Source organism: Vibrio rotiferianus CAIM 577 = LMG 21460, from assembly GCF_002741985.1.
Taxonomy (GTDB): domain Bacteria; phylum Pseudomonadota; class Gammaproteobacteria; order Enterobacterales; family Vibrionaceae; genus Vibrio; species Vibrio rotiferianus.
Genome location: NZ_APHW01000021.1, coordinates 1 through 25,231, shown reverse-complemented (window position 1 = coordinate 25,231; position 25,231 = coordinate 1). Strand labels below are relative to the sequence as shown.

The following is a 25,231-nucleotide window of genomic DNA, read 5'->3' as shown; positions in this document are numbered from 1 at the left end:
GAATGCTCAAAGCACCAGTGATTGCTGCGGTAACGCTTCTTAGCGCATGCTCTGCTGATATTGATAACTACCAAGCAGCATCGCCAGCCTTTGACCTGTTTGGCTACTTCGAAGGTGACGTCAAGGCCTGGGGAATGGTGCAGGACTATACTGAGAAACAAACTCGTAGATTTGAAGTCGATATAGTCGGCACAGTGGAAGGCAATGAACTAACGCTGGTGGAAGACTTTGTCTTTGATGATGGTGAGCTTGACCAGCGTATATGGGTCATTACCAGACTCGAAGACGGTACTTATCAAGGTAAAGCGGACGATATTATTGGTGTTGCGACCGGGAAAGAGATGGGTAATGCGCTGCAATGGCAATACGACTTCGAGTTGAAAATGGACGATTCAACCATCACGGTATCGTTCGATGATTGGCTCTACCGCCAAGATGACATGCACGTGTTTAACCTTACCAAGATTAAGAAGTTTGGGGTCGAGGTAGGGACGATTACACTGTTTTTCCAGAGGCAATAGAAATAAAGAATCGAGATGCGGGAACGCTTCGCTTTAGGAATCGAGAAGGCTCGCTGGTATTTCAGTAAAGGTAAGTTAAATTTGGGATGTATGGGTAGAAGTTGCTTCTTTAATGGATATAACTGAGCTTTATCCCTTATCCTGAAACTTAGCGTTCCATAGGGCGAATCCCGTTCCCCCTAAACGAAGAAAGGGTTGACGCTTTCACGTCAACCCTCAAATTTATCCGATTCTCGATTCTCGATTCTCGATTCTCGATTCTCTTAAAGCTTATCTGTCAGCTCGATTGCTTGACCGATGTAGTTTGCTGGCGTCATCTCTTTCAGACGTGCTTTCTCATGCTCAGGAAGCTCAAGACCGTCGATGAAGTTACGCATTGCTTCGCCATCTACACGCTTACCACGAGTTAGCTCTTTTAGCTTCTCGTATGGCTTCTCGATGCCGTAACGACGCATTACTGTTTGTACTGGCTCTGCTAGTACTTCCCAGTTCTTGTCTAGTTCAGCAAGAAGTGCTTCGCGGTTTACTTCTAGCTTGCTGATGCCTTTAAGCGTAGAAGTGTAAGCGATGATTGCGTAGCCAACACCAACACCAAGGTTACGTAGAACCGTTGAGTCAGTTAGGTCACGTTGCCAGCGAGAAACAGGCAGTTTTTGTGCTAGGTGACCGAACACAGCGTTCGCAAGGCCTAGGTTACCTTCTGAGTTTTCAAAGTCGATTGGGTTAACTTTGTGAGGCATTGTTGAAGAACCAATCTCACCAGCAATGGTTTTTTGCTTGAAGTGGCCTAGTGCAATGTAACCCCAAACGTCACGGTCGAAGTCAATCAGGATAGTGTTGAAACGAGCGATAGCGTCGAAAAGCTCAGCGATGTAATCGTGTGGTTCGATTTGAGTTGTGTAAGGGTTCCAAGTAACACCAAGAGACTCAGTGATGAACTCTTCAGAGAACTTGTGCCAATCTAGCTCTGGGTAAGCAGAAAGGTGTGCGTTGTAGTTACCTACTGCACCGTTGATTTTCGCTAGGATCTCAACGTTTTCGATTTGCTTGAATTGACGTTCCATACGGTACGCCACGTTTGCCATTTCTTTACCCATAGTAGATGGAGAAGCAGGCTGACCGTGTGTACGAGATAGAAGAGGAATGTCGCGGTATTCAACAGCTAGCGCCTTGATAGCGTCGATTAGGTTGCGAATTTCTGGAAGAATCACGTTCTCACGCGCTTCTTTAAGCATAAGAGCGTGTGAAGTGTTGTTGATGTCTTCAGAAGTACATGCAAAGTGGAAGAACTCGTTTACTGCGTGCAGTTCAGGAACGTCTGCTACTTTCTCTTTTAGGAAGTACTCAACCGCTTTAACGTCGTGGTTAGTTGTACGCTCGATCTCTTTGATACGGCGTGCATCTTCTTCAGAGAAGTTTGCAGCAAGGTCGTCTAGGAATTGGTTTGCTTCTGCGCTAAACGCTGGCACTTCTGCAATTTCAGCAGTAGCAGCAAGCTTTTGTAGCCAGCGGATTTCAACGATAGTACGGTATTTTAGTAGACCGTATTCACTGAAAATTTCGCGTAACGCAATTGTCTTGCTTCCGTAACGGCCGTCTACTGGTGAAACAGCAGTCAATGCTGACAGTTCCATGATGTTCTCCTGAATTGGGTTTCTAAATTTCGTGAGCTTTATACCAATAACTGTGGCAATTGTCACGAATATTGCGCAAACGTTTGCGCGAGATTTGTTTTGGTCTAAAAAAATGAGCTCGCGATAAACGCGAGCTGCTTACTAGATACCTTATTACATTCGAGCAAGAAGGATTTGCGCTTGCTCTACCATCTTTTTGCGTCCGAAGATTAGGTGGCGACGTTTACCGCCAACTTGACGCCAAAGTACTGCACTACGAATACCCGATAACAACAGCGCACGAACTTTGTGCTGGTTAGAGGTTTGTTGCAGTACCGATGGAGTACCAGTTACTTGAATACGAGGACCAATAGGGCTAACTACATCCAAGTAAATGCTTGCTAGGTTGCTGATCATTTGATCATCTAGCAATTCAAAATGTTCCGTTTGACGCTGAGCCATTTGGATGCGATCACCAAGTTGTGACATTGCATCGTTACGACCCGATAGCTTGCGCTCTAATGCCATTAGGCTGATGATGTAGCGAGTGACTTCACTTCCCGATGGGGTGCTATCAATCCCTTTCACCAAGCATTCAAGACCCAGCTTAAGATCGGCTTCGCGACCGAAAACACCAATGGTGTTCGCTGGGCTAGTATTCAAAATGGCGTTAATTGACGTTTCAAAGGCATCTTGATCACAATGTCCGTCTCTCGCTACCTGCTGAACTAAAGCAACAGCTTGGCAGATACCTGCAAAAGCGATAGTACGGTCATAAAGTGTATTCGCCACGTAACGACTCCTAAGCTTGAGAATATTTAATGCGTTGCTCGATGATGCCGCCACCTAGGCACACGTCATCTTTATAGAACACAGCTGATTGACCTGGCGTCACAGCAATTTGTGGCTCGTCAAAGATCACTTTAATGTTTTCATCATCGATAGGGATGATTGTACAAGGAATATCTTCCTGACGGTAACGAGTTTTCACTGTGCACTTCATAACATCGCGAATTGGCTCACGATCTACCCAGTGAAGTTGTGATGCAAGTAGACCTTCTGATTTCAGCATTGGGTGGTCTTTACCTTGAACGGCAATCAAAACGTTGCGCTTAAGATCTTTCTCGCCAACGAACCATGGGTCTTCGTTACCACCGCCGCCTTTACGGCCACCGATGTGTAGACCTTTACGCTGACCTAGTGTGTGGTACATAAGGCCTTGGTGCTGACCAATCACTTCGCCTTCAGGTGTTTCAATATCACCTGGTTGAGCCGGAAGATATTTACCAAGGAACTCTGTGAACTTACGTTCTCCGATGAAACAGATACCCGTAGAGTCTTTCTTTTTCGCCGTGATTAGATCTTGTTCTTCCGCGATGCGGCGCACTTCTGGCTTCTCTAGATCACCCACAGGGAATAGGCTACGCGCAACTTGCTCGTGGCTTAGCGTGTATAGGAAGTAGCTTTGGTCTTTATTGCCATCTAGACCACGCAGCATCTGTGGCTTTTCACCGTTTTCTGGGAAAGAGCGACGCACGTAGTGACCCATTGCAATGTAATCAGCATCAAGCACTTCATCAGCGAATTCTAGGAATGCTTTGAACTTGATTTCTTTGTTACAAAGAATGTCTGGGTTTGGTGTACGGCCTGCTTTGTATTCAGCAAGGAAGTACTCAAATACATTATCCCAGTACTCAGCAGCAAAGTTGATGGTGTGTAGGTGAATGCCTAGCTTGTCACATACTGCCTGAGCATCAGCAAGATCTTCTGCTGCTGTACAATATTCTTCGTTGTCATCTTCTTCCCAGTTCTTCATGAACAGGCCTTCTACTTGGTAGCCTTGTTGCTTGAGAAGATACGCAGAAACAGATGAATCAACGCCGCCGGACATACCGACGATGACTTTCTTTTGGCTGTTATCAGACATTACTAAACACCACTTAAATAAACGGGACGCAGATTCTACCAGAATCCACAGGCCGGTGACAGATCCGAGATCGAAATCACACTTCGATTTGCTGTACTTTTCTCCAACAAAATCGCAAGTTGGTAATTTCATAAGTATAGAGATGGTATATATGGCATAGTTGGCAAAAATCCAAGAGGAAAAATCAAATGACCGAAGAAAACCAATTTATGCAAGAAGCTGAGTTGATTGAAATTGTCGAAAATCAACTCGAAGACAGCAACCCACTTAAAGTAAAAGAAACGCTCATGCGCCTAATGATGACAGGCACTCCACGTGAAGACGCGATTGCAATGATGGCGTGTGCGATGTCGATTGAGATTTTTGACGTGATGAAAAATGAAGGGGAGTTCAACTTAAAGCGTTATAGCGAGCACCTGGAGCAATTACCTGATCTAAGCTTTATGGAAGGTGAATAAGTAGCCTGAAAGAAAAAAATAGAATGCAAACGTTTGCTATAATTGCTTTTATTGCTGCTTTTATAACAGCGGTATAGAATCCGTTCTCCTTTTCATCCCTTATTCAGACAAACAATATGAAATTTCCTGGACAACGCAAATCGAAGCATTATTTTCCTGTTCATGCTCGCGACCCTTTAGTGAGTCAAGCACAAGAAAGCAAGAAAATGACGCGTACTCACATTATCGGTATTGATCAGACGTTGGTAGATATCGAAGCTAAAGTTACCACGGATGTAATCGAAAAATATGGTTTGAGTAAGGGACACTCGCTGGTAATTGATGATGCAACGGCAGAAGCGCTTTACCAGCAGCTAAAAGAAGACAACCTAATTACGAATGAGTATGCGGGCGGTACGATCGGTAACACGCTACATAACTACTCTGTATTGGCAGATGACCGCTCTACACTTCTAGGCGTTATGAGCCAGGATATCAAAATCGGTAGCTACGGTTACCGCTACCTATGTAATACGTCAAGCCGTATGGACTTAAACTACCTTCAAGGTGTTGAAGGTGCAATCGGTCGTTGTTTTGCTCTTATTACTGAAGACGGTGAACGTACTTTCGCAATCAGCGAAGGCCAAATGAACCAACTTCACCCAGACAATATTCCTGAGAAAATCTTCAAGAGTGCATCTGCTCTGGTTCTCACAGCGTACCTAGTTCGTTGTAAAGAAGGCGACCCAATGCCTGAAGCAACCATGCGCGCGATTGAATACGCGAAGAAACACGACGTACCAGTGGTATTAACACTAGGTACTAAATTCGTTATTCAAGATGATCCTACATTCTGGCAAGAATTTATTCGCGATAACGTATCGGTTGTGGCAATGAATGAAGATGAAGCAGAGGCACTTACTGGTGAATCTGATCCATTGGCTGCGTCTGATAAAACATTAGAATGGGCTGATCTTGTATTATGTACAGCGGGCCCTGTTGGATTGTTTATGGCGGGTTATACAGAAGATGATGCTAAGCGCGAAACTTCACTTCCATTGCTTCCTGGCTCGATCGCGGAATTTAACCGCTACGAATTTAGCCGTCCAGCGAAAAAGGATGCAAGTGTAAACCCAATTAAAGTTTATTCTCATATTTCTCCTTATATGGGTGGCCCTGAGAAAATTAAAAATACCAATGGTGCTGGTGATGCTGCGTTATCTGCAGTACTTCATGATATGGCCGCAAATAAGTACCACAAAGAAAATGTGCCAAACTCCAGCAAGCATGCGCATCAGTTTTTAACGTATTCTTCGTTTTCGCAAGTATGTAAATACGCGAACCGTGCAAGCTATGAAGTGCTAGTGCAGCATTCTCCTCGTCTATCTCGTGGACTGCCTGAGCGAGAAGATAGCCTAGAAGAGGCGTACTGGGAGCGTTAACCGTTCTTCACCATGACTTTATAAGGCGCATATTTTTAATGCGCCTTTTTTGTCTGAGCTTTCTGAGTTTAGTGAAGAATACAAATGTGTAAGAGATAAAAAAGGCTCCTTAGAGGAGCCTTTTTAGTATGACTGTTGGTCGAGATTAGATTAGGAAATCATCTAGCGATTTACCGGCATCCAATTGCTCTTGAATTGCAGAAGGTGTACGGCCTTGGCCTGTCCAAGTTTTCTCTTCGCCAGTTGTATCTACATATTTGTATTTAGCTGGGCGTGGAGCGCGCTTAGACTTAGTTTTTGTTTTTGTTTTTGTTTCACCTGATAGTGCGCTAATTAGTGCATTAACGTCGATACCATCTTGGGCGATTTGTTCTGCAATTGCTGCTAGTTTTGCTTCTTGCTCTGCTTGTGCAGCGCGATCAGCTTCTTCAGCTTCTTTGCGTTCTTGAACTACGATAGTTAGTTTATCTAGTGCTTCTTCAAGTTGCTCTAGAGTTAGCTCACGTGAAAATGCGCGTAGGCTACGAATATTTAGAAGTGTTTTTGTCAGCTCAGACATAACTGTTCCTATTCTTTAAGTAGGGTGTTTGGTAATAATAATGCTAGTGATTAATTAAAACAAACAAAATAATAGAAATATTAAACTTTAATATTTAACGCCATCTTTCCGTGGTTGGCAAACAATAAGTAATTTTTTCTATAAAAGTTCAATATTGGAGCGTACTGTTTAATATAAGTTCAAACTTATTTGGCCTAGTAAGCATTATTGGCTTTAATACTCAGCGGGAATCACTTTAATCATAAAGTTGTTAATCTATTCTTTAGGTGAAAGGCCGCTGTATGACCGATAGAATTTAAATATGCGATATGAGACTTACTCTTATTTGGGGAATTGCTCCTTTTCGAATATTATGAGCTTAAATGCACAGTGCTAAAGGTAGAGTGTTTACGTCAACTTCTATTTATTTAATTAATGTGATTGCAGTTGCGTAATCCATGTTTCAGTTACATTTCATTTATAAATCATTGTGACGATTATTTATCGATTTAATTTAGTTTGATGTGTTGCATTGGTGGTCCTCATGAGTACAATGGCAAATACCTGATGCAATATTGCAGACAATATGTTGTTAATTTGTACAATTAATGGTTAATTGTTTGTTGTTGCCGTAGAGGCGCAGTCTCGAAGAGTAGCTATTATTGGGGTGATGCCAATGAATAATAGTGGAAGGCGAAGATTGCCGAAGTAAGTGGCCTATCGAAACCACTTGCTGGGGTTGTATCCGAAAGGAGCAACACTGCCATAGTATATAAACATTAAACTATGGAGCGCTACTGTAGGGTTGGGTGGAGTGTTCGCTTCCCTGTCGCTAAGTTCAACATGAGCACGTACCGTATGCTACGTGACTTGTCTGCAGTAGATCTCTAGCCAAACTTTGGTTTTTGAAGATCATGAATTTAATAGATTTTGCACATTCTCCTGTTTCGTTATTACCGCCTATTGTTGCTTTGACACTGGCGATTCTAACTCGACGCGTATTAGTTTCTCTTGGTGTAGGTATCGTACTTGGTGCGATTCTACTTAATGATTGGTCTATTGGTAATACAGTAGGCTATGTGAGTACTCAAGTTTCTTCTGTCTTTATTGAAGACGGTGGTATTAACACTTGGAATATGAGTATTGTTGGCTTCCTAATTCTTCTAGGTATGACAACAGCGTTATTGACACTGTCCGGTGGTACGCGCGCTTTTGCGGAATGGGCGCAAACACGAGTAAAAAGTAAACGCGGCTCTAAACTTCTTGCTGCCTTCTTAGGCGTATTCATTTTTGTCGACGATTACTTTAATAGCCTTGCCGTTGGTGCGATCTCTCGCCCAGTGACTGACCGTTTCTACGTCTCTCGCGCCAAGCTTGCGTACATCCTTGACTCAACCGCTGCACCAATGTGTGTGATCATGCCAGCTTCTAGCTGGGGTGCGTACATTATTACGATTATCGGTGGTATCTTGGTGTCACACGGTATCACGGAGTACTCAGCGCTTGGTGCTTATGTACGCCTTATCCCAATGAACTTCTACGCTGTCTTTGCGCTACTAATGGTATTTGCAGTTGCGTGGTTTGGTCTTGATATTGGTAAGATGCGTGACCATGAAATCGCAGCATCTCAAGGCCGTGGTTTTGACAAAGATAAAGAAAACGATACTCAAGAAGCTCACGAGCTTAACGAAGAGCTAGATATTCGTGAAAGCGAGAAGGGCAAAGTTTCTGACCTAGTGCTTCCAATCGTAACGCTTATCGTTGCTACTATCGCATCTATGCTTTACACCGGTGGTCAAGCACTAGCTGCGGACGGTAAAGAGTTTGCTCTTCTAGGTGCGTTTGAGAACACCGATGTTGGTATGTCTTTAATCTACGGTAGCTTGCTTGGCCTAGCTGTAGCACTGTTTACTGTGTTTAAACAAGGCATTCCAATGGCAGAGATTGGTCGCACACTTTGGATTGGTGCTAAATCGATGTTTGGTGCGATTCTAATTCTTGTATTCGCATGGACTATCGGCTCTGTTATCGGTGACATGAAGACGGGTTCTTACCTATCGACAATGGCGCAAGGTAACATTAACCCTCATTGGCTGCCGGTTATCCTATTCTTGCTTTCTGGCCTAATGGCATTCTCAACAGGTACTTCATGGGGTACGTTCGGGATCATGCTTCCAATTGCGGGTGATATGGCTGGTGCAACAGACGTAGCACTAATGCTACCAATGTTAAGTGCTGTTCTGGCTGGTGCTGTATTCGGTGACCACTGTTCACCTATCTCAGATACCACAATTCTGTCATCGACTGGCGCACGTTGTAACCACATTGATCACGTATCAACGCAGTTACCTTATGCGCTTTCGGTAGCACTTGTTTCATGTGTGGGCTTTATTGTTCTGGGTATGACAGCGTCTATTGCGTTCTCGTTTATTGCAGCATCAATTACGTTTGTGATTGTATGTGCAGTACTATCTTGGATCTCTAAGTCTAAAATGGCGTCATGTCAAAACGCTTAGCGCATCGAATGTAGCTTATTAAAAGAGGAAGCTCCGCCGAGGTCAGGCGGAGCTTTTTTTTAACGCGATATATAGGTGAGGGGGGGGCTATCGCGTTTTTGGGGTAACAGTTAGAGAAAAGTAGTGCTGTAAAATACACCTCAACTTACTTAAACAATATTGGTTATTAAGCAAGGGCTATGCCGGATTTAAGTCTATGATTTTATTATAGCTAGAATGGCAGTTATCTTGGCTTTTTGCTAAGTAACTGAAAGTGTGGATTACGTGTGTTACACAGTGTTACGTTACACTTTATACGTGTAAGTTATATTTCTTGATGAGACGATATAAGGTGGTTCTGGAAATACCAAGTTGCCTTGCAGCAGCGCTCATATTATGTTTGTTATCTTCAATAGCTTGAAGCAGGAACTCTAAGTCAATTTGTTCGCTATTAGGCAGGATTTCTCTATCTTTGCTATTTAATCCCAGATCAGCTTCTAAGATTGTGCCATCTTCACTCATTACAATAGCTCGCTGAATGACATTTCTCAGTTCGCGTACATTACCTGGCCATGAATGCGCCATTAATTTATCTTCAGCTTTTTTTGATATCTCGAATTCTTCTCCATTTTGCAGCTGATTTAAAAAATGCTGTGCTAATAACAAAATGTCATGACCACGACGCCTGACAGGAGGGACGGAGAGCGGAAGGATGTTTAGACGATAAAAGAGATCCTCTCGAAAGTTCCCCCTTACTACTTCACTTTTTAAATCCACGTGGCTAGCAGCGATAATACGACAATCAACGTTTAAGCATTTGTCCCCACCTAACTTTTGAATTTGCTTACTTTCCAAAAAGTGCAATAAATGTATTTGCGAATCAGGTGGCATATCGCCTATTTCGTCTAGAAAAAGCGTTCCCTTATTTGCTCTTTCGACAAATCCAGTGCGATCATGGATTGCGCCAGTGAAGGCGCCTTTCGTGTGTCCGAACAGCTCCGAAGCTACAAGACCTGAAGGTATAGCCCCGCAGTTGACCGAGACAAAAGGGTGTTCATGTCGTGACGAAAGTTCGTGAATTATGTGCGCACAGAGTCCCTTACCGACGCCTGTCTCACCATGAATCAGCACCTCAGCATCGCTTTTGGCGTATTTAGTGATGTTGGTGCGTAACTCGTTAATGCATGAGCTTTCTCCGATCAAAAGCTGAAGTTGTGGATGCTGGTCAGCAGTGGTCTGCTTAACTCCCACTTTGCGAATTTTCATTAATATTATTTCTTCCGATGCCCCATAAGAAGGATAGTCAGGATTAACTGTCTCAGGGATGATTCGCGCTCTCAAATATGAGAATGACATGTGGTTCTTTGTGTTCAACCTAACAGACTAACTTTTTGCGAAATGGGTTTACATGGTTTCACCAAGTTAAACATCTACAACGCGATTTGATGTGAGCTTAAGATTGAGCTAACTTTAATTCGTTTAAAAACAATTGGTTAAGTGGTGTTTTGCTAAAAGTTTAATTTTTGTGTTGAAAAAAATCAGAAGCTTAGTTAGTGTGGTTGTTAACGAAGCAATTCAATCGAGTTTAAATAAGTATGCGTAATTTTGTAATGAACATTCATCACCATCATCACCCAGCCTAGTCTTTCGGGAGATGTACGCATACCCGGGAGATAGGAAACTCCCGGAGGTGAAAATCAAAGTGAAAACAGATTTCAAACCCTCGGGAGACCAACATCTCTCGAGGGTTTTTTAGTTTTACTGGTTTATAAAATATTCAAATTACCAAATTTTGCACAGGGATAAAGCAATGCAAACACAACGCTTAAGAATCGCAATTCAGAAAAAAGGCCGCCTAAGCAAAGAGAGCCAAGCTCTACTGAAAAAGTGTGGCGTGAAATTCAACGTAATGGGTGAGCGTCTAGTCGTTCACTCAGAGAACATGCCAATTGATTTGCTTTTGGTTCGTGATGACGACATCCCTGGTCTGATTATGGATGGCGTAGTAGACCTTGGCTTTATCGGTGAAAATGAACTGGAAGAAGTTCGTCTAGATCGTAAAGCATTGGGTGAACCGTATGAATTTGTTCAACTTCGTCGTCTTGATTTCGGTGGCTGTCGTTTATCTATCGCAATCGACAAAGACGAAGAGTACAACGGCCCTCAAGACCTCGCTGGCAAACGTATCGCTACGACATACCCACAACTGCTAAAAGCTTACATGGATGAAGCGGGTGTTCCTTTCTCTGCATGTATGCTGACAGGCTCTGTAGAAGTTGCCCCTCGCGCGGGTCTTGCTGATGCCATCGCTGACTTGGTTTCTACAGGTGCAACGCTAGAGGCTAACGGTCTTAAAGAAGCTGAAATTATCTTCAATTCAAAAGCGACACTGATTCAACGCACTGGTGAGTTTGACGCAGACAAAGTGGCACTAATCGAAAAGCTCTTGACTCGTATGCAAGGTGTACAGCAAGCGAAAGAGTCTAAGTACATCATGCTACATGCACCAGCTGAGAAGCTAGACCAAATCAAAACACTACTGCCAGGTGCGGAAGATCCGACTGTATTACCTCTGTCTGCCGACAAGCAAAAAGTTGCGGTTCATTTGGTAAGTACTGAAAACCTGTTCTGGGAAACCATGGAACAACTAAAAGAACTGGGTGCGAGCTCAATTCTAGTACTACCAATTGAAAAAATGATGGAGTAATCGCAATGAGAACAGTCGTATGGCAATCGCTAAGTGAAACGCAACAAGACTCAATCCTAGAACGTCCTGCAATTGCAGAAGGTGCGAATATCACTGCCGCGGTTTCTGAAGTAATCGCAAAAGTTCGCAAAGAAGGTGATGCTGCATTATTGGAGCTGACTGAGAAGTTCGACCGTGTGAAACCGGAATCCATCCGTGTTTCCGCTCAAGAAATCGATGAAGCGTCAGCGCGTCTTTCTGAAAAGATGAAAAGCGCATTAGAGCAAGCGTATGAAAACATCACTAAGTTTCACAAAGCGCAAAAGCCACAGCCAATCAAAGTAGAAACTCAACCGGGTGTACTTTGTGAGCAGGTAACGCGCCCAATTCAAAAAGTGGGTTTGTACATTCCCGGTGGCAGTGCGCCATTGCCATCGACTGTTTTGATGCTTGGGGTTCCTGCAAAAATTGCAGGCTGTCGTAAAGTGGTGCTTTGTTCTCCACCGCCAATTGCTGACGAGATCCTTTATGTAGCAAAACTGTGTGGTATTGATGAAGTGTACAACGTTGGCGGTGGTCAAGCCGTCGCTGCAATGGCTTACGGTACAGAGACAGTATCCAAAGTCGATAAGATCTTTGGCCCGGGCAACGCCTATGTGACAGAAGCAAAACGTCAGGTAAGTAATGATTTCCGTGGCGCAGCGATTGATATGCCAGCAGGCCCATCAGAAGTGTTAGTGATTGCCGATGAAACCGCAGACCCAGACTTCATTGCTGCAGATCTTCTAAGCCAAGCGGAGCACGGCCCTGACTCTCAAGTGGTACTTGTGACACCTTCACCTGTGATTGCGGATCAAGTGACGGACGCGGTTCAACGCCAACTTAAAGAACTGTCGCGTGCGGATATTGCCGAGCAAGCATTAGCTTCAAGCTTGATTATTATCGCCGAGTCTCTGACTCAATCGGTTTCAATCTCAAATTACTACGGTCCTGAGCACTTAATTGTTCAGACTAAGAACCCACGCGAGCTTCTGCCTCTATTAGACAACGCAGGCTCTATTTTCCTTGGTGATTGGTCGCCTGAATCAGCAGGTGATTACGCATCTGGTACTAACCACGTTCTTCCTACTTACGGTTACACACGTACTTATTCAAGCTTAGGCTTGGCGGACTTCTCTAAGCGTATGACGATTCAAGAGCTGTCTGCTGATGGTCTAAAGAACCTTGCCCCTACAGTAGTCACAATGGCGGAAGCGGAAGGCTTAGATGCACACAAACGTGCAGTGACAATCCGTACTGAGAAACTAACCCGCACAGAAAAACTGGCAGCTAAGTAAGAGGATATTGAGATGGAAAAGCTAGCGCGTAAACAAGTCCAACAACTTACCCCTTATTTATCTGCTCGCCGAATTGGTGGTACCGGTGACGTGTGGCTAAATGCCAACGAATCACCATTTAACAATGAATACAAAACAGACTTTGCTCGTCTTAATCGTTACAGCGAATGCCAACCGAAAGAACTGATTTCCGCTTACGCAGCGTATGCGGGTGTGAAACCAGAACAAACGCTGACTTCTCGCGGTGCAGATGAAGGCATTGAACTACTGATTCGTGCTTTCTGTGAGCCGGGTGAAGATGCGATTCTTTACTGTCCACCAACTTACGGTATGTATGCCATCAGCGCAGAAACCATTGGTGTCGAGCGAAAAACCGTGCCACTAACGTCAGATTGGCAACTAGACCTTGCAAGTATCGAAGCTAATCTGGATAACGTGAAACTGGTTTTTGTATGTTCGCCAAACAACCCAACGGGTAACTTAGTTAAGCGTGAAGATATTGTCTCTCTGCTTGAGATGACAAAGGACCGAGCAATCGTGGTGATGGATGAAGCGTACATTGATTTTTGCCCTGAAGCATCAACGGTAGATTTACTGGCGCAATACCCGAATCTCGCAATTCTGCGTACTCTGTCGAAAGCTTTTGCGCTTGCTGGTCTGCGTTGTGGATTTACGCTTGCGAACGAAGAGCTGATTAATGTACTTCTTAAAGTTATCGCACCATATCCAGTACCGGTTCCAGTGGCAGAAATTGCTACTCAAGCGCTGTCTGAAGCAGGTCTAGCGCGAGCGAAGTTCCAAGTTCTCGACTTGAATGCAAACCGAGCTTATTTACAAGTTGGTTTGTCAATGATTCCGGGATTGGAAGTCTTTGAAGGATGGGGGAATTACCTATTGGTGAAGTTCCCAGATGGCGATGATCTTTTCAAAGCCGCTTGGGAGACGGGTATTATTCTGCGTAACTCGCCAATCGAAAACTGTGTACGTATCAGTGTAGGGAACCGTGACGAGTGCGAAAAAACACTTGGATTTATTAGAAACTACTACTCATAAGTAGAGAAAAAATTTATCGCTCTCGCTCAATAGTGGGAGCGCCAAAAGAATAGCAATAAGGAAGTTCGAGTGAGCAAACAACAAAAAATCCTTTTTATCGACCGTGATGGCACCTTAATTGTTGAGCCGCCAGTTGATTTTCAAGTAGACCGTTTAGATAAGCTAAAACTAGAGCCATTTGTTATCCCAAGCCTGTTGTCGTTACAGGATGCAGGATACCGCCTAGTGATGGTAACTAACCAAGATGGTTTGGGTACCGACAGCTACCCACAAGCAGACTTTGATGCTCCACACAACATGATGATGGAGATCTTTGAATCTCAGGGTGTGAAGTTTGATGACGTGCTGATTTGTCCTCACTTCGATGAAGATAACTGTTCTTGCCGTAAGCCTAAATTAGGCTTGGTAAAAGAGTATCTTCAAGGTGGCAAAGTCGATTTCCAAAACTCTGTTGTGATTGGCGATCGTCAAACCGATCTTCAACTCGCAGAAAATATGGCAATTCGTGGCATTCAATACAACCCAGAAACCATGGGTTGGAAACAGATCTTGAAAGATCTAACGGTGAAGACTCGCGTTGCTGAAGTGATACGTACTACGAAAGAAACAGACATCAAAGTTGCGGTGAACCTTGATGAACAAGGCGGCAATGACATCTCTACAGGTCTTGGCTTCTTCGACCACATGCTGGATCAAATCGCGACGCACGGCGGATTCCAGATGGTATGCAAAGTACAAGGTGACCTGCACATTGATGATCACCACACGGTAGAAGATACCGCTCTTGCTTTGGGTCAGGCGTTGAAAGAAGCATTGGGTGACAAACGTGGTATTGGTCGCTTTGGTTTCAGCCTGCCAATGGATGAGTGCTTGGCACAATGTGCACTGGACCTATCTGGTCGTCCTTACCTTAAGTTCGACGCGCAGTTTAGCCGTGAGCAAGTGGGTGACCTTTCAACAGAGATGGTGGTTCACTTCTTCCGTTCTCTGACTGACACCCTAGCGTGTACGCTGCACCTTTCTTCTGCGGGTAACAATGATCACCACATCATTGAAAGCTTGTTTAAAGCGTTTGGTCGCACTCTGCGCCAAGCAATCAAAGTAGAAGGCACTGAGCTACCGAGTAGTAAAGGCGTACTTTAAGGCTAACGTTAGCAAGGAGAAAAACAGTGACAGAACAGAAAGTTGTCATTATCGATACTGGCTGTGCCAACGTCTCTTCGGTGAAGTTTGCTATTGAACGCCTAGGTTATGACGTAACGATTTCAAAAGATCCACAAGTTGTATTGGCGGCAGATAAGCTATTCCTACCGGGCGTGGGAACCGCCAGTGAAGCGATGAAAAACCTAGAAGAGCGTGACCTAATCAGCTTGGTAAAACAGGTAGAGAAGCCGCTACTAGGTATCTGTTTAGGCATGCAACTGTTGGGCAAAGTGTCTCAAGAAAAAGGCCAGAAAGCAGACGAGTTAGTTGAGTGTCTTGGACTTTGTGACGGTGAAGTGAAGTTGCTACAGACTGGCGACTTACCGTTGCCGCATATGGGCTGGAACACGGTGTCTGCAAAAGCAGGTAACCCACTATTCAAAGGTATTGAAGTAGGTGAGTACTTCTACTTCGTGCACAGCTTTGCGATGCCAGTTGGGGATTACACGATTGCTGAATGTGAATACGGCAACCCGTTCACAGCCGCAGTACAAAGTGGCAACTACTACGGTGTGCAGTTCCACCCTGAGCGTTCTTCAAAAGCGGGCGCGAAGCTTATTCAAAACTTCTTAGAATTATAAAAGGGATTTAGTGTGATTATTCCAGCTCTTGATTTAATTGAAGGACAGGTGGTTCGCCTTTATCAAGGTGATTACGGCCAAGTAACCGAGTACAAAGTCGACCCAGCAGAGCAGTTCAACTTGTACCATCAAGCTGGTGCAAACTGGCTACACTTAGTGGATTTGACTGGCGCGAAAGACACAACAGCACGCCAGCTTGATTTGATTGCAAAGCTACTAGCAAGCACGCCAGCGAACATCCAAATCGGTGGTGGTGTGCGTACAGAGCAAGACGTGATTGATCTGTTAGAAGCCGGTGCTCAGCGTGTTGTCGTTGGCTCAACAGCAGTAAAACAGCCAGAGCTCGTGAAAGGTTGGATGGAAAAATACGGCGCAGAGAAAATCGTTCTTGCGCTGGACATCAACATCGACCAAGACGGCACGCGTAAAGTGGCGATCTCTGGTTGGCAAGAAGATTCAGGCGTGACCATCGAAGCTTTGATCAACGATTATCTGACGGTAGGTCTACAGCATGTGCTTTGCACGGACATTTCTCGTGACGGTACGCTAGAAGGCTCAAACGTTGAGCTTTACGTCGACTTATGTAAACAGTACCCACAAGTGCAGTTCCAATCTTCAGGCGGCATCGGTTCATTAGCAGATATCGAAGCACTAAAAGGCAGCGGTGTTGCTGGCGTGATTGTTGGTCGTGCATTGTTAGATGGTAAGTTCACAGCAGAGGAGGCGTTTGCATGTTGGCAAAGCGAATAATTCCATGTCTTGATGTTCGTGATGGACAAGTGGTAAAGGGCGTCCAGTTCCGCAACCACGAAATCATTGGCGACATCGTCCCTCTGGCGCAGCGTTATGCAGAAGAAGGGGCTGACGAGCTTGTGTTCTATGATATTACCGCTTCTAGTGATGGTCGTGTCGTCGATAAAAGTTGGGTCGCTCGCGTTGCAGAAGTGATTGATATTCCGTTTTGTGTGGCTGGTGGCATTAAGTCAGCAGAAGACGCAGCACGCATTCTTGAATTTGGCGCAGACAAGGTGTCTATCAACTCACCTGCACTGGCGAACCCTGAGTTGATTACTGACCTTGCTGATAAATTTGGTGTGCAATGTATTGTCGTTGGTATCGATTCATACTACGACAAAGAGACCGGCAAGTATCAGGTTTACCAGTTTACTGGTGATGAAGAACGCACCAAAGCGACCCAATGGGAAACCCGTGATTGGGTGCAAGAAGTACAAAAACGTGGCGCTGGTGAAATCGTACTGAACATGATGAACCAAGACGGTGTGCGTAACGGCTACGACATCGAACAACTGAATATGGTGCGCGAAGTATGTAACGTACCGCTGATTGCATCGGGTGGTGCTGGTGCCATGGAGCACTTCGCAGAAGCCTACCAAAAAGCCAATGTGGATGGCGCGCTTGCTGCATCGGTATTCCACAAACAAGTCATCAATATTGGTGAACTAAAGCAGTATTTGAAACAACAAGGCATTGAGGTACGACTATGAGTGTAAAAGCCGCCGAAGTAAGTTCGCTAGCTGAGCGAATCAACTGGGAAAAGGTGGATGGTCTGGTACCTGCCATCGTACAAGATTTCCAATCAAGCCAAGTGCTGATGATGGGTTATATGAACCAAGATGCGTTGGCAAAAACGGGCGAAACGGGTCAAGTGACGTTTTTCTCTCGTACCAAGCAGCGTCTTTGGACGAAAGGTGAAACCTCTGGCAACGTATTGCAATTGGTGAACATTCAGCTCGATTGCGACAACGATACGCTACTGGTGAAAGTGAATCCCATTGGTCCTACGTGTCACTTGGGTAACACAACTTGCTGGGATGTGGACCCTCAAGAGGAGTCACAAATGGTGTGGCTTCATCAACTTGAGCAGCTATTGGCTGCCCGCAAGAGTGCCGACCCAGATTCCTCTTATACTGCCAGTCTTTATGCCCGTGGCACCAAGCGTATTTCGCAAAAAGTGGGCGAAGAAGGCGTTGAAGTTGCGCTTGCGGCGACGTCGGGCGATAAGGCGGAGTTAGTGTGTGAATCGGCAGACTTGATTTATCACTTAATGGTATTGCTTCAAGACCAAGGCCTATCGATGAATGACGTAGTGAATAAACTGAAAGAGCGTCATAAATAAGCTGCGATAGTTAAATGAAAGCCCCTATGACTCAAGAGTCTAGGGGCTTTTTTAATGTAATATTGTTGATTCGGTGGGGAAACCTGACAGCAGAGCTTAAGGTGATTAGATTCTGAATCACGCTTGTTCTTCGTTGTTGAGAATGACGATATATTTTCTAACGGTATTTGAAGTAGAGTTATCTATTTCAAACGAAAGCACATATCCACGTTATTCCGACGGGCTTAGGTGAGATCAGAAATCTCATTAAAGCGGGCTCAATAAGCTAGGTGTGGGTGCGATTACCCACAACACTTCTTGAATTTCTTACCGCTTCCACAGATACACGGGTCGTTACGGCCGACCTTTAGACTGCTTACTGTTTGGTTCAAACGTGGATCTTGTTCCGGCTCTTCTTCTGGGAACGTGCCATCAATGTAGTACCAAAGCCCATCTTCTTTCACGAAACGAGAACGTTCTGTCATACAGTAGCGTTTGCCGTCCTCATCAAAGTAAGCGTTGAATTCAACAAAACCTTCATTCTCACTGCTACCCGCTTCAGCTTTTACTACCTCAAGCTTGCACCAATCGCTATCTATCGACTGGGCAATGCCTTCGCGTTGCTCTTCTGCATTACAGCTTGGGTGATAAGTGTTTACCACGTAATCCACTAAACCTAGTACATGTGCACAGAAACGAGAGCGCATCAGTTGCTCTGGTGTGGTGACGTCTGCATGGTTGTTGTGGGCAATTTCACAACACTGTTGGTAGGTGCGGTTAGATCCGCAAGGACAAGAGGAGGCCATAAAATGAAATCTCGATTAATTAAGCGATAAAAACAAACAACCTCACGTAAAGGTCGAGGTATTCTAGGGCGCATTATAGCGTTCTAAGATGTTTGAGACAGCAGTTCTTGAGCCCAGGCAGTTGATTGATTGAACGCTTTTGCCAGTTGAGGTTCTGTTAGTTTAAGTGCCTGACAGTATTTTTCAGTAGTTTCCCAATCGGCTTTTTCATACGAGATGATCATTGACAACAGGTAACCTAGAACGCCCTTTTTGCTGGTTAATGCCGTTTTGATTTCTTCATCAACAGGAATGTCTTCAATCACATCAGCAAGAGGCTGGTCTAATAACGAGTCCAGCAATGAAAACATACCGGTTAGGAATGCTTGACCGGGATCGTACTTAGTGTTCATTTGGCTCAGTAGTATCTCACACATACGCGCGCGTTGAATGGCTAATGAGTATAGGGAATCTGGTTTGTCTTCATGTACAGAAGCGATGGCGACGAGTGATATAAACCGTCTTAAACGATCTTCCCCTAAATATACCAAGGCTTGTCTAAAGGATTTCAACTTTGTCGTCAGTGTGTAGCCTGAGTTTACATAAGTCATTAGCTTATAAGACAAGGTTACATCGATTGAAAACAGTCGCTCGACTTCATTGAAATCAATTGGCTTATCAGCAATCTCTTTACACAGTTGAATGACGGTTAAAAAGGCAGGATTTAAGCGCTTTTTTTGAATCATTTCAGGTTTGCTAAAAAAGTAACCTTGGAAGTAATTGAATCCAGCATCTAGGGCTTGTTCAAATTCTTCATAGGTTTCTACTTTTTCTGCAAGAAATTCAATATCTAGATGACTTAGCGCACGAATAAATATCGACGCTTTTTCAATGGGTACGACCCTGATATCAAACTTAATTATCGAAATAAAAGGCAAGAAGCGCTTCCAAGCTTTCGTTGGCACAAAGTCATCTAATGCCACTCGATACCCAGAAGAATGCAAATGTTTTATCGCATTGAGCAGTTCATCGCTTGGCTCACAATCTTCCAGAACCTCAACAACTAAAGATTCTTTTGGAAAAAGAGTCGGAACAAGGTTCACTAAGCTTTGATAAGGGAAATTTACGAAGCCAAGCTTGTCGCCCAAAGTACTGTAGTGAGTTGATAAGAAATGATCCGACAGTAAACGACTAGTAGCCAGCTCAGGCTCTACTTCTGGAAAGGTATTTTTTGGCCCATCGCGGAAGAGAAGTTCATAACCGATAGTTTTCTTTTCTCTATCAAGAATAGGCTGACGAGCTACATACGAATACTTCAATGCGGTACTTTATTCTGTTAAATCTATTAGTAATGATAATAACGAGTTTTCACAAAAGATCTATGGGCTATACGTCAATCTTAAACATCCAAATGATACATTGGTGAAATTACGTTCGAAAAGGTCGATTGTGAAGGTGAAAATTTTCAGAATCTACTTGTAAAACTGAGCCTTGTGTATACCAATCACCTAAGACAATACGAGTAGTTTTAACACCATTTAGCTCAAAAATATGTGTATTTGGGCGGTGTGTGTGACCATGAATCATTAGGTTGACGCAGTTTTGAGACATGACACGCTCAACTTCGCCTTGGTTAACGTCCATGATGTCGAGAGACTTGGTTTTTTTGTCGTCTCGAATATCAGACTGAACTTTGGCGACAATTCTTTTTTTAACGAACCAAGGAATACGATTAAATAACCATTGAAGCCAAGGCTTATGAACGGTTTTCCTGAATTCTTGATATTTCTCGTCGTCGATGCAAAGTGTATCGCCATGCAGGATCACGACCTTTTGCCCATAAAGATCGATAGTGCAAACATCATCGAGCAATGTCATGCCAGTTTCTTTGCAAAAGCGTTTACCTAGTAAAAAATCTCGATTGCCTTGGATGAAGAAAACAGGGACACCAGAATCCGTCAGTGCTTTAAACTCGGCACGGACTTGGTCTGCAAAAGGGGTGTTATCATCGTCACCAATCCAGAACTCAAATAAATCACCAAGCACGTAAAGTGCATCGGCATGAATCGCTTCTGTACGCATAAACGTGACAAAGCACTCCGTGATATCCGGACGAGAAGGGGTAAGGTGGAGATCAGATATAAATAATGTCGTCATAGAAATAAGGGGAGGCGACGCCTCCCCACAAACTTATCTCTTGGTAGCAATTCTATAGAATTACTCTTCGATTGTAGTACCAGTGATCAGTACGTCTTCTAGAGGTACGTCTTGGTGCATGCCGTAAGAACCAGTGCTAACGCCTTTGATCTTATTTACGATGTCCATGCCTTCGATTACTTCACCGAATACACAGTAACCCCAACCATCTAGGCTTTCGCTGCGGAAATCTAGGAACGTGTTGTTGTTTACGTTGATGAAGAACTGAGAGCTTGCTGAATGCGGCTCCATAGTACGTGCCATAGCAAGTGTACCCACTTTGTTGCTAAGACCGTTGTTTGCTTCGTTCTTGATTGGTGCACGTGATGCTTTCTCACGTAGACCAGACTCCATACCACCGCCTTGGATCATGAAGCCGTCAATAACACGGTGGAAAAGAGTGTTGTCGTAGAAACCGTCGCGGCAGTACTGAAGGAAGTTTGCGCTTGTTTCTGGCGCTTTCTCTTCGTTTAGTTGAATCTTGATGTCACCAAAATTAGTGTGAAGGGTGATCATGCTACTTTCCTTTACTGTGTTGTATTGAAACTGCGATTCTAGCCTAAGTTATTACGCTTTAAAAACTCAGGAAGAACAAATTAATAGTTTTGTGCTTGAAGTTTAGCCGATTATCGTTTTATCCGTGAATTGCTATTACCTAATAAGGTCTGAGTTGTTATACTCGGCCTTCTTGTTATCCATTCACAATCATAGATAGAGATCATGTTAAAGATATATAACACACTCACAAGACAGAAAGAGGAATTCAAACCAATTACAGCCGGCAAAGTTGGCATGTATGTCTGTGGAGTTACCATCTACGATCTCTGTCATATCGGTCACGGTCGTACATTTGTTTCTTTCGATGTAGTGTCTCGCTACCTTCGTTACCTTGGCTATGACCTAACATTTGTACGTAACATCACTGACATCGATGACAAAATCATCAAGCGTGCTGCTGAAAACGGTGAATCTTGTGATTCATTGACTGAACGTCTTATCGGCGAAATGCACGCTGACTTCGATGCTCTGAACATGAAACGTCCTGACGTCGAGCCTCGTGCGACTCAGTTCATTGCTGAAATCATCGAATTGGTTGAAAAGCTAATCGAGCGTGGTTTTGCTTACGTTGCAGACAACGGCGACGTAATGTTTGAAGTCGGTAAGTTCAACGAATACGGCAAGCTGTCTAAGCAAGATCTTGATCAGCTTCAAGCTGGTGCTCGTGTCGATATCGAAACAGCAAAACGCAGCCCACTAGACTTTGTACTTTGGAAGATGTCTAAGCCAGGCGAACCAACATGGGAATCACCTTGGGGTCCTGGTCGTCCAGGTTGGCACATTGAGTGTTCTGCAATGAACTCTTCAATCCTAGGTAACCACTTCGATATTCACGGCGGCGGTTCTGATCTTCAGTTCCCACACCATGAGAACGAAATCGCGCAATCATGCTGTGCACACGACACTCAATACGTGAACACATGGATGCACAGCGGCATGGTAATGGTAGACCGTGAGAAAATGTCTAAGTCTCTGGGTAACTTCTTTACTATCCGTGACGTTCTTGGTCACTACGATGCCGAGACGGTTCGTTACTTCCTAATGTCAGGTCACTACCGTAGCCAGTTAAACTACAGCGAAGATAACCTAAACCAAGCACGCGCTTCTCTTGAGCGTCTATACACGTCTCTACGTGGTCTAGATCTAAATGCAGCGCCAGCGGGTGGTGAAGAGTACGTGTCGCGCTTTACTGCAGCGATGAACGATGACTTCAACACGCCAGAAGCTTACTCAGTACTGTTTGACATGGCGCGTGAAGTAAACCGTGTGAAGACAGAAAACCTAGAGAAAGCAAGCGAGCTAGGTGCGCTAATGCGCGAGCTTGCGGAAGTGATTGGTATTCTCCACCAAGATCCGGAAGCGTTCCTAAAAGGTGACGCAGGTAATGATGATGAAGTGGCTGAAATCGAAGCACTAATCAAGCTACGTAACGACTCTCGTGCAGCAAAAGACTGGGCTAACGCAGATATGGCTCGTGACAAGCTGACTGAAATGGGTATCGTTCTAGAAGACGGGCCGGAAGGCACAACGTGGCGTCGTAAGTAATGGATACTTATGCCATCAACTAACTGTTCATTCTTGCTGGTTAAAATCGCTGATAACTGCGTTATAGATTTGGAAGTTAGAGCCACTAGCTCGCTGCAATCTATGCCTTGTTCTAAGCGATTTTCTCTGCGCAATAAACTGAACATCCAGTCAATGGCATTAGTATAAGAATATTTAAGGGCTGATGATTCAGCCCTTTTCTTTACAAGCTTTTATAAATTCTAAACTTTAACGAAGGTAGTGCTCTGTGGCTCAGATGTATTTCTATTACTCAGCAATGAACGCGGGTAAATCGACAACTCTTCTTCAATCTTCATTTAACTACCAGGAGCGTGGCATGACGCCTGTGATTTTCACAGCAGCGTTAGATGACCGTTACGGTGTAGGTAAAGTGAGCTCTCGTATTGGTTTGCAATCAGACGCGCAATTGTTCCGTCCAGATACTAATCTATATCAAGAGATTGCAGCCCTGCATGAAGTCGAAAAGCGTCACTGTATTCTTATTGACGAGTGTCAGTTCCTATCGAAAGAGCAGGTTTATCAACTTACAGAGGTGGTGGATAAGCTGCATATTCCAGTACTTTGCTATGGTCTTCGCACCGATTTTCTAGGCGAACTTTTTGAAGGCAGTAAGTACCTGCTATCTTGGGCTGACAAGTTGGTTGAACTCAAAACCATCTGTCACTGTGGTCGCAAAGCAAACATGGTTATCCGTACTGATGAGCATGGCGTCGCAATTAAAGAAGGTGATCAAGTCGCAATCGGTGGTAACGATCGTTACGTATCCGTTTGTCGCCAGCACTACAAAGAAGCACTTGGCAAATAAGTGAGTCTAGATAAGAGAAAGCCACCGAATCCGGTGGCTTTTTTGTAGTTTGTTAACTGATAAGCGTATTACGCTAGGCCGAATTCAAACTTTTCTCTTAGTGCCTGATAAGATGACTCAACGTGAGCTGGGATTTCTTGTTCCGTTTGAAAGCCTTTCTCTGGGTATGTTTTCACGCGAGAAAAATCTTCCATTAGTGCCTCAAGTACCATCATTAGTGTCATCTCTTCGTTGATATATTCAAAGAAAGGATGCGCAGTGGACGTGACTTGCAGTTGTGAATAAGGCGATTGCCACTGTTTTTCGAAGGTCGCAATAGCGCGTCGTTCCATAAATGGTTTTTGGACCAAGATAAGAGACTCGCACTTAATCTCTTTTTCTCTCAACAATTGTTCGGTGAAGCGAACATTCTCACCGCTATTGCTCGACTTTGTTTCGACCAATATTGCTTCATTTGGCACGCCTGCAAGCTTGGCGATTTCTGCAAAGGTTTCAGCTTCGCTTTTGTCAAACAAGCCATCCGTAAAACGGCCTTCACCGCCAGAAAATATAATCAGAGGTGCAAGCTTTTGGTGGTATAGCTTTGCGGCGTATTCGGCAACACGTAAATCATTGCTACACATAACAAATATGCAGTCAGCCGGTGTGAGTTCCTGGTTGAGTTGCATGTAATCCCACAAGGTTTCAATGTGTTGATAAAGCTTCATAGTGCATCCAGCGTTGAGTTGAATTGGAACTGGTAGCCAAGCGCAATAAGCTTGTCTGCAAGGATTCGTTTATCGGTAGTTTCAGTGACTGGCGGAAGGGCAATATCCAAATCACTTCTCGTAATGGCCGCTTGGTAAAACTCGGCTTTGCTGAAGGTGTTCGGCGTAGTGGCGTTAACCACTTCATTGCTGATCTGATTGAGAGCGAAGGCGGTTGCTGCGACAGCGTCGTTTTGATGCAACATGTTTGCAGGGGCTTTGCGGCTTACTTGTTTTAATCGCAGAGCAAAGCGAGAAGGGTGGCGGTCGGAGCCGATCAAACCACTACAACGTACGATGCATAGTCGATGCCAGAATCAATCACGTATTGCTCGGCTTGCAGCATAATACGTGCGTTATCCGAGAAATGTGGATTGTCTTGTGCTAAAGCGAATGTGGCGTCTTCCTCTCTCATATCGACGGGCAAATTTGGATAGACCGTCGTTGAACTGACCATCAAAAGCTTTTCCACGCGGCTTACTTTTGCAGCTTCAACTAGGCGTTGCCATTGCAGTGCATACTCTTCACCGTTGCCTTTGCGAAAACCTGGCGGAAAAGCTCCCACAACGCGCTCGATATGGTGCTGTTTGATAATATCAATGAGGTGTTGCTCGTTGAGTTCATTG

24 protein-coding genes, 1 pseudogene, 1 riboswitch and 1 other annotated feature are annotated in these 25,231 nt (G+C 44.4%); of the genes and pseudogenes, 14 read left to right on the top strand and 11 right to left on the bottom strand.

Going from position 1 to position 25,231, the window contains the following annotated elements; translation table 11 throughout:
• Positions 1 to 2: 2 nt before the first annotated feature.
• Complete coding sequence (locus B853_RS09535; RefSeq protein WP_038882798.1) at positions 3 to 521, top strand: DUF3833 domain-containing protein; 519 nt, start codon at positions 3 to 5, stop codon at positions 519 to 521.
• Between the two features lie 263 nt (positions 522 to 784).
• On the opposite strand, the gene purB is transcribed toward B853_RS09535, so the two are convergent.
• The 3 genes from purB to mnmA form a co-directional block, all read right to left on the bottom strand.
• Positions 785 to 2,155 (bottom strand): adenylosuccinate lyase, encoded by a 1,371-nt coding sequence (gene purB / locus B853_RS09530; protein WP_010449178.1) that lies wholly within the window; start codon positions 2,153 to 2,155, stop codon positions 785 to 787.
• A 153-nt stretch (positions 2,156 to 2,308) separates the two neighbouring features.
• On the bottom strand, positions 2,309 to 2,926 hold the full coding sequence (gene hflD, locus B853_RS09525; RefSeq protein WP_005427511.1) for a high frequency lysogenization protein HflD: 618 nt from the start codon (positions 2,924 to 2,926) through the stop codon (positions 2,309 to 2,311).
• Positions 2,927 to 2,936: 10 nt separating this feature from the next.
• Entirely contained in the window at positions 2,937 to 4,061 is a 1,125-nt protein-coding gene (gene mnmA / locus B853_RS09520) for a tRNA 2-thiouridine(34) synthase MnmA (protein ID WP_038882799.1), read from the bottom strand.
• Positions 4,062 to 4,249: 188 nt separating this feature from the next.
• Between mnmA and B853_RS09515 the strand changes: the two genes are divergently transcribed.
• Complete coding sequence (locus B853_RS09515) at positions 4,250 to 4,519, top strand: hypothetical protein (protein ID WP_010449173.1); 270 nt, start codon at positions 4,250 to 4,252, stop codon at positions 4,517 to 4,519.
• A 116-nt stretch (positions 4,520 to 4,635) separates the two neighbouring features.
• Positions 4,636 to 5,940: an inosine/guanosine kinase gene (locus B853_RS09510; protein ID WP_010449171.1), complete on the top strand. Its 1,305-nt coding sequence runs from the start codon at positions 4,636 to 4,638 to the stop codon at positions 5,938 to 5,940.
• 145 nt (positions 5,941 to 6,085) lie between these two features.
• Here B853_RS09510 and B853_RS09505 read toward each other — a convergent pair whose 3' ends face one another.
• Positions 6,086 to 6,499 (bottom strand): H-NS family histone-like protein, encoded by a 414-nt coding sequence (locus B853_RS09505; protein ID WP_038882800.1) that lies wholly within the window; start codon positions 6,497 to 6,499, stop codon positions 6,086 to 6,088.
• A 603-nt stretch (positions 6,500 to 7,102) separates the two neighbouring features.
• Positions 7,103 to 7,283: riboswitch (Lysine riboswitch) on the top strand.
• A 109-nt stretch (positions 7,284 to 7,392) separates the two neighbouring features.
• Here B853_RS09505 and tet(35) point away from each other — a divergent pair.
• Positions 7,393 to 8,994, top strand: a complete 1,602-nt coding sequence (gene tet(35), locus B853_RS09500) for a tetracycline efflux Na+/H+ antiporter family transporter Tet(35) (RefSeq protein WP_010449167.1) — start codon at positions 7,393 to 7,395, stop codon at positions 8,992 to 8,994.
• 291 nt (positions 8,995 to 9,285) lie between these two features.
• Here the strand turns inward: tet(35) and B853_RS09495 are convergent, their stop codons facing one another.
• Positions 9,286 to 10,239, bottom strand: coding sequence for a sigma-54 interaction domain-containing protein (locus B853_RS09495; RefSeq protein WP_038882813.1), 954 nt, complete (start codon positions 10,237 to 10,239; stop codon positions 9,286 to 9,288).
• 352 nt (positions 10,240 to 10,591) lie between these two features.
• Positions 10,592 to 10,730: a sequence feature (His leader region), on the top strand.
• Positions 10,731 to 10,783: 53 nt separating this feature from the next.
• Between B853_RS09495 and hisG the strand changes: the two genes are divergently transcribed.
• From hisG to hisIE, 8 genes are all read left to right on the top strand, one after another.
• A complete protein-coding gene (gene hisG / locus B853_RS09490) occupies positions 10,784 to 11,680 on the top strand; it encodes an ATP phosphoribosyltransferase (protein ID WP_038882801.1) in 897 nt (298 codons plus the stop codon).
• 5 nt (positions 11,681 to 11,685) lie between these two features.
• On the top strand, positions 11,686 to 12,996 hold the full coding sequence (gene hisD, locus B853_RS09485; protein ID WP_038882802.1) for a histidinol dehydrogenase: 1,311 nt from the start codon (positions 11,686 to 11,688) through the stop codon (positions 12,994 to 12,996).
• A gap of 12 nt (positions 12,997 to 13,008) precedes the next feature.
• Positions 13,009 to 14,049, top strand: coding sequence for a histidinol-phosphate transaminase (gene hisC, locus B853_RS09480; RefSeq protein ID WP_038882803.1), 1,041 nt, complete (start codon positions 13,009 to 13,011; stop codon positions 14,047 to 14,049).
• 69 nt (positions 14,050 to 14,118) lie between these two features.
• Entirely contained in the window at positions 14,119 to 15,192 is a 1,074-nt protein-coding gene (gene hisB / locus B853_RS09475) for a bifunctional histidinol-phosphatase/imidazoleglycerol-phosphate dehydratase HisB (RefSeq protein WP_038882804.1), read from the top strand.
• 26 nt (positions 15,193 to 15,218) lie between these two features.
• Positions 15,219 to 15,833 (top strand): imidazole glycerol phosphate synthase subunit HisH, encoded by a 615-nt coding sequence (gene hisH / locus B853_RS09470; protein WP_038882805.1) that lies wholly within the window; start codon positions 15,219 to 15,221, stop codon positions 15,831 to 15,833.
• 12 nt (positions 15,834 to 15,845) lie between these two features.
• Positions 15,846 to 16,583 carry a 1-(5-phosphoribosyl)-5-[(5-phosphoribosylamino)methylideneamino]imidazole-4-carboxamide isomerase gene (hisA, locus tag B853_RS09465; RefSeq protein ID WP_005390889.1) on the top strand — a complete coding sequence of 246 codons (738 nt, stop codon included), beginning with the start codon at positions 15,846 to 15,848 and terminating at the stop codon, positions 16,581 to 16,583.
• Positions 16,565 to 17,338: an imidazole glycerol phosphate synthase subunit HisF gene (gene hisF, locus B853_RS09460; RefSeq protein WP_038882806.1), complete on the top strand. Its 774-nt coding sequence runs from the start codon at positions 16,565 to 16,567 to the stop codon at positions 17,336 to 17,338. Before hisA ends, hisF begins: the two co-directional genes overlap by 19 nt.
• A complete protein-coding gene (hisIE, locus tag B853_RS09455) occupies positions 17,335 to 17,970 on the top strand; it encodes a bifunctional phosphoribosyl-AMP cyclohydrolase/phosphoribosyl-ATP diphosphatase HisIE (RefSeq protein WP_038882807.1) in 636 nt (211 codons plus the stop codon). The genes hisF and hisIE overlap by 4 nt, the downstream gene beginning before the upstream one ends.
• A 281-nt stretch (positions 17,971 to 18,251) precedes the next feature.
• Here hisIE and B853_RS09450 read toward each other — a convergent pair whose 3' ends face one another.
• From B853_RS09450 to B853_RS09435, 4 genes are all read right to left on the bottom strand, one after another.
• Complete coding sequence (locus B853_RS09450; RefSeq protein ID WP_038882808.1) at positions 18,252 to 18,755, bottom strand: YchJ family protein; 504 nt, start codon at positions 18,753 to 18,755, stop codon at positions 18,252 to 18,254.
• An 83-nt stretch (positions 18,756 to 18,838) separates the two neighbouring features.
• Complete coding sequence (locus B853_RS09445; protein ID WP_010449139.1) at positions 18,839 to 20,053, bottom strand: EAL and HDOD domain-containing protein; 1,215 nt, start codon at positions 20,051 to 20,053, stop codon at positions 18,839 to 18,841.
• 109 nt (positions 20,054 to 20,162) lie between these two features.
• On the bottom strand, positions 20,163 to 20,891 hold the full coding sequence (gene lpxH / locus B853_RS09440; RefSeq protein ID WP_038882809.1) for a UDP-2,3-diacylglucosamine diphosphatase: 729 nt from the start codon (positions 20,889 to 20,891) through the stop codon (positions 20,163 to 20,165).
• Positions 20,892 to 20,951: 60 nt separating this feature from the next.
• Positions 20,952 to 21,446 carry a peptidylprolyl isomerase gene (locus tag B853_RS09435; RefSeq protein ID WP_010449136.1) on the bottom strand — a complete coding sequence of 165 codons (495 nt, stop codon included), beginning with the start codon at positions 21,444 to 21,446 and terminating at the stop codon, positions 20,952 to 20,954.
• 204 nt (positions 21,447 to 21,650) lie between these two features.
• Between B853_RS09435 and cysS the strand changes: the two genes are divergently transcribed.
• Positions 21,651 to 23,033 carry a cysteine--tRNA ligase gene (cysS, locus tag B853_RS09430; protein ID WP_038882810.1) on the top strand — a complete coding sequence of 461 codons (1,383 nt, stop codon included), beginning with the start codon at positions 21,651 to 21,653 and terminating at the stop codon, positions 23,031 to 23,033.
• A 247-nt stretch (positions 23,034 to 23,280) separates the two neighbouring features.
• On the top strand, positions 23,281 to 23,859 hold the full coding sequence (locus B853_RS09425; RefSeq protein WP_010449131.1) for a thymidine kinase: 579 nt from the start codon (positions 23,281 to 23,283) through the stop codon (positions 23,857 to 23,859).
• 68 nt (positions 23,860 to 23,927) lie between these two features.
• On the opposite strand, the gene B853_RS09420 is transcribed toward B853_RS09425, so the two are convergent.
• Together B853_RS09420 and B853_RS09415 are read right to left on the bottom strand one after the other, a co-directional pair.
• Positions 23,928 to 24,566 (bottom strand): YdcF family protein, encoded by a 639-nt coding sequence (locus B853_RS09420; RefSeq protein ID WP_010449130.1) that lies wholly within the window; start codon positions 24,564 to 24,566, stop codon positions 23,928 to 23,930.
• Positions 24,563 to 25,231 (bottom strand): annotated as a pseudogene (locus B853_RS09415) (NAD(P)H-binding protein); the annotation flags it as partial. The pseudogene B853_RS09415 and the gene B853_RS09420, both read right to left, overlap by 4 nt.

Bases quoted from the DNA above. Each gene is read 5' to 3' on its own strand.
- B853_RS09535 (WP_038882798.1), top strand. From the start codon at position 3: ATGCTCAAAGCACCAGTGATTGCTGCGGTAACGCTTCTTAGCGCATGC.
- purB (WP_010449178.1), bottom strand. From the start codon at position 2,155: ATGGAACTGTCAGCATTGACTGCTGTTTCACCAGTAGACGGCCGTTAC.
- mnmA (WP_038882799.1), bottom strand. From the start codon at position 4,061: ATGTCTGATAACAGCCAAAAGAAAGTCATCGTCGGTATGTCCGGCGGC.
- B853_RS09515 (WP_010449173.1), top strand. From the start codon at position 4,250: ATGACCGAAGAAAACCAATTTATGCAAGAAGCTGAGTTGATTGAAATT.
- B853_RS09510 (WP_010449171.1), top strand. From the start codon at position 4,636: ATGAAATTTCCTGGACAACGCAAATCGAAGCATTATTTTCCTGTTCAT.
- B853_RS09505 (WP_038882800.1), bottom strand. From the start codon at position 6,499: ATGTCTGAGCTGACAAAAACACTTCTAAATATTCGTAGCCTACGCGCA.
- B853_RS09495 (WP_038882813.1), bottom strand. From the start codon at position 10,239: ATGAAAATTCGCAAAGTGGGAGTTAAGCAGACCACTGCTGACCAGCAT.
- hisG (WP_038882801.1), top strand. From the start codon at position 10,784: ATGCAAACACAACGCTTAAGAATCGCAATTCAGAAAAAAGGCCGCCTA.
- hisD (WP_038882802.1), top strand. From the start codon at position 11,686: ATGAGAACAGTCGTATGGCAATCGCTAAGTGAAACGCAACAAGACTCA.
- hisC (WP_038882803.1), top strand. From the start codon at position 13,009: ATGGAAAAGCTAGCGCGTAAACAAGTCCAACAACTTACCCCTTATTTA.
- hisF (WP_038882806.1), top strand. From the start codon at position 16,565: ATGTTGGCAAAGCGAATAATTCCATGTCTTGATGTTCGTGATGGACAA.
- hisIE (WP_038882807.1), top strand. From the start codon at position 17,335: ATGAGTGTAAAAGCCGCCGAAGTAAGTTCGCTAGCTGAGCGAATCAAC.
- B853_RS09450 (WP_038882808.1), bottom strand. From the start codon at position 18,755: ATGGCCTCCTCTTGTCCTTGCGGATCTAACCGCACCTACCAACAGTGT.
- lpxH (WP_038882809.1), bottom strand. From the start codon at position 20,891: ATGACGACATTATTTATATCTGATCTCCACCTTACCCCTTCTCGTCCG.
- B853_RS09435 (WP_010449136.1), bottom strand. From the start codon at position 21,446: ATGATCACCCTTCACACTAATTTTGGTGACATCAAGATTCAACTAAAC.
- cysS (WP_038882810.1), top strand. From the start codon at position 21,651: ATGTTAAAGATATATAACACACTCACAAGACAGAAAGAGGAATTCAAA.
- B853_RS09420 (WP_010449130.1), bottom strand. From the start codon at position 24,566: ATGAAGCTTTATCAACACATTGAAACCTTGTGGGATTACATGCAACTC.